The 3,656-nt window shown below is 34.7% G+C and carries 5 protein-coding genes; 1 reads left to right on the top strand and 4 read right to left on the bottom strand.

From position 1 onward, the window contains the following. Positions 1–86: 86 nt before the first annotated feature. The 4 genes from BA053_RS05660 to BA053_RS05645 are packed head-to-tail and all read right to left on the bottom strand — an operon-like array spanning position 87 to position 2,395. Positions 87–734, bottom strand: a complete 648-nt coding sequence (locus tag BA053_RS05660; RefSeq protein ID WP_065094432.1) for an SURF1 family protein — start codon at positions 732–734, stop codon at positions 87–89. A 1-nt stretch (position 735) separates the two neighbouring features. Next, a complete protein-coding gene (bfr, locus tag BA053_RS05655) occupies positions 736–1,212 on the bottom strand; it encodes a bacterioferritin (RefSeq protein ID WP_065094446.1) in 477 nt (158 codons plus the stop codon). A 59-nt stretch (positions 1,213–1,271) separates the two neighbouring features. Then, entirely contained in the window at positions 1,272–1,757 is a 486-nt protein-coding gene (locus tag BA053_RS05650) for an RDD family protein (RefSeq protein ID WP_065094431.1), read from the bottom strand. Next, positions 1,757–2,395, bottom strand: a complete 639-nt coding sequence (locus BA053_RS05645) for an HAD family hydrolase (protein WP_065094430.1) — start codon at positions 2,393–2,395, stop codon at positions 1,757–1,759. Before BA053_RS05645 ends, BA053_RS05650 begins: the two co-directional genes overlap by 1 nt. Positions 2,396–2,546: 151 nt before the next feature. On the opposite strand from BA053_RS05645, the gene BA053_RS05640 reads away from it, so the two are divergent. Further along, positions 2,547–3,383 carry a hypothetical protein gene (locus tag BA053_RS05640; RefSeq protein WP_065106856.1) on the top strand — a complete coding sequence of 279 codons (837 nt, stop codon included), beginning with the start codon at positions 2,547–2,549 and terminating at the stop codon, positions 3,381–3,383. Positions 3,384–3,656: the final 273 nt, after the last annotated feature.

Raw genomic sequence — 3,656 nt, 5'->3', positions numbered from 1 at the left:
TTTTGATGGAACTGTGCAAAAGGACTGGATGCCAGTGTCACGCACTGGCATGACACCCATTTGTTCCTATAGTTGTCTTTTTTCGTCTACCTTATTTTGCCACCCTGCTGAACAGATACATTGAGGTTTTGCCTATAGTAAATCACGCACATAATCAACCAAGTTAAGGAAAGTGCAAACCAAGTGATTGCATATTCCAAATGCTTCATTGGCTGTATAGCTACTTTGCTGCCAAAATTGTTCGGCCACAATACACACTTCTCTAGCTTAATACCTAACTCATTGGAAATTTCTTCTGTACTCAGGGTAAACCATGTATTCGAAGCAGTATCGTTCTTGATAAACCAATTTTTGCTTTTATTGCTATCGCAATATAAAATTCCATCTGCAACTACTTTTTCAATTTTTACTTTTTTCTCCTTTTTTTCTTTTTCTCTGACTATTCCTTTATTCACCAACATGTAACGTCCAGTGGTAAGCAACATAGGAGACAGCACATGATAGCCGTGTTGCCCTGCAAAAACATATAGTTCTATGTCACTTAGAATCCCATCAATCTTGACGTGTCTGTAGTTAAGTTGTGCAAGATCATCATTGGGCAACAGATGAACAACAGGAAGACTCATATTTTTGATAATATTATTCTTCCAGTTCAATCTGAATACTTGCCATAATCCCAATAAAAAAAGGAGCAAGCAAGGTACAATTAAAATAAATACTATTTTTTTTAACACCCTATATTTGTGTTCTTAAATAGTTTTCAACACCCATTAGTTCAATAAAGTCAATCTGCTTCTCAATCCAATGGAAGTGCTCTTCTTCATTTTTTAGCATCTCTTCTAATAATATTATACTAACAAAATCCTTTTCTTTCTCAGCAATAGAAATCGTTTCTTTGATATCCTTAATACCTTTTCCCTCTAATTTCAAATTAGCTTCTAAGATTTTCCGTATTGTGTCTTTTGTAAACTTTCCATCATACTTTGATATTTCATTTGTATCTTGAAAATTTGGTATACCTTTAAGCAATAAAATCCTTTCTGCCAACTTGTTCGCATGTTCAAGTTCTTCGTTAAGCTCATTTTTTACCTTTTCTGCAAGTCTATTAATTCCATTGTTTTTGAGAACCGCAAAATGCAAAAGATACTGGCGTACAGAAGTCAGCTCATTGGTCAATAATTTGTTCAAATGTTTTACTATCTCTTCATTCATAATCTTCCCTGAGTTCAATTTATCAGCATAATTTACATGATAATGATAGTTATAGCAACTCATTTAATAGTTCCTTTGATAACAACCGTATTAAATAGCATGTCGTGGTATGTCTGTTTTTTCTTAGAGAAGCAAGCAACTAGATACCAATAGAGGGTGAGCAGCACTATAATTACTTTCAATGCACTCAAGACATTCACTAATACCTCCTGATCTTGCAAAAATTCAGTAAGGACAACTACTACACTGTTTAACAAAGGAAGAAAAAACTGGGAAGTGCTTCTGTCAAAAGCTAAATTCAAGTCTATTTTAGAATCATCTAAATTGATAGTATATATATTCATCAACTGTTGACCTGGAGTTGCTTGGGCCTTTGAAGATATAAAATATGTGAAGTAACTACAATTTACACACATGTATGATAGATGTAAGATCAACGGAGAATCCTCTAATAGCAGTATAATTAATAAAGTTGGAATTAATAAAATTGCTACATCTATTAAATATGCGCAAAGGCGCCTTTGTATACTGGCAATCTCTGTCATTACCTATCTTCTAAATACTTTATTATAAAATCTGTAAGTTTATCAAAATGTTGAAAACATAACAAATCTTCATAACCGCTTATTGATTGACCGTATATAATAGGTAAACAATTGGCATTTTGTGCACACAGAACATCTGTGATGCTATCACCAACGAAAAACACATTTTCTCTATTTATAGGTAACGTACTCTCTTCTAGTGCAAATAGCAGTGGGGTTGCAGATGGTTTATCTTCTGCAGTATCGCATGACCCAACTACTCTTTCAAAGTAAGAATCTAGTTTAAAATAGGCAACTTCTTTACGTAAATTAGTATTTTTCTTATTACTTACTATTGCTAGATAAATATTGTGGCTTTTCAGTGTCTGCAACATTTTCTCTACTCCTTGATTCAGAGCAATGTTTTGCAATAGTGCATCATCTAAATATTGTTGGTATATCTGATTTGCTTTTTTCCACTGATCGCCAAATAAATTGACCATATAGCTCTTTCTCGACTCATGGGAATTTCTATCGGCAGCTTTATTACTATACCCCATTGAGTTTATGGTATGCTTAATAGCATTAAAAATGTTATCTTGAGTGTCAACTAAGGTATTATCCCAATCGAATACTACTGCTAATGGGCTGTTTTTCATTTCTATATTGTTATATATTTTAAATTAATAAGTAAATAACATTTTAATAAAAAAAATATAAATAGAACGCTCTACCACAAGTTATGTTAACTGTTTTTTATATAATTAGCTAATATACTGATTATATGATATGTTTTAATAGGTAACAGGTATGGCCCAGACATCTAAAGAAAGTGTTGAAAAAAAGTTTAAAGATGTTTTTGAACGTTCTCCAGGTGCTTTTCCAGAAGGCACCTCATTAGAAGAGAAGGTTAATTATATTGCAAAAGGAACCAAGGCTCTAAAAGCTGTAAAAAGTAAGGAGCTTGAGAACAAAATGAAAAACGTTGCAGAATTGAGTCAGAAATTTGAAAGTCAAAAAGGACGTGCAGATGAAAAAGTACGTCAAGATTTTGAAAGAATTGCTGAGCTTGACCAACAATATAAAGGGAAGGGCATCTTCACAAGTGAAAAAGTTGCAGAATCAAAAAATGACAAAAAATTTCAAGAAGCAGCTAACACTCTTAGAGAAACTACAGCAGAAGGTAAAAGCGTTGAACAGAGTGGACAAAAAAAGACTTCTGAAGCTTCTGTGCAAACAGATACACAGCCACCAGAGCACGATTCACAAATCGTTAATCCTTCAGTGAGCAAGAGTTCTGTAAAAGAGAAGCTCAACACTGAGCCGAACAAAAAAGATAACACGCCTCAACCACAAGAAAATCAAAAAGAAGAAGGGTTTTTGAGTCTTCTGAAGCGCTTTGTTAAGAAAATATTAGAAAAACTTTTAGGTGAAGGTGAAAAGGATGTAGAGAATGCTCGTGGCATAAAAGAAGATGCTCAAAGAGATACGTCAAATAACGAAGAGCAACAAAAGAGTAAGCACTTTGATAAAATTTTAGATCAGGACCAAAGCATAAGCAAGGGCTTAGGGCAAGCAACACAACTTGAAAACCCAACAATAACACCTGTTAATACTCCTAAAGTAAATACAGGTCGTGAAAGGTGATCCGCTTTCAAGCTTCATTATACCGCCACGAACCATCATACCGCCGCGGTATCTCATCCGCTAACAAGTAGCGGGATGACGATTGTCAGGGTGTCATCCCAGTGTCCCTATGATGTCATCCCAGTGCCCTGACTACTTGGATCTAGCAAGCTTTGCTTGCAAATAAGTCTAATACGCGTCGCGTTTTATGCCAAAACACAATTGGAGTTACATGCAAAATAGATCCCAGTGTCAGCTACTCGGATGACAAAAAAAGGAGCACTGGGATGACAG

Origin of the sequence: Wolbachia endosymbiont of Nomada ferruginata, from assembly GCF_001675785.1 — a bacterium.
Classification (GTDB): domain Bacteria; phylum Pseudomonadota; class Alphaproteobacteria; order Rickettsiales; family Anaplasmataceae; genus Wolbachia; species Wolbachia pipientis.
The sequence above is the reverse complement of the archived record's forward strand: the minus strand, read 5'-3'. Positions and strand labels throughout refer to the sequence as shown.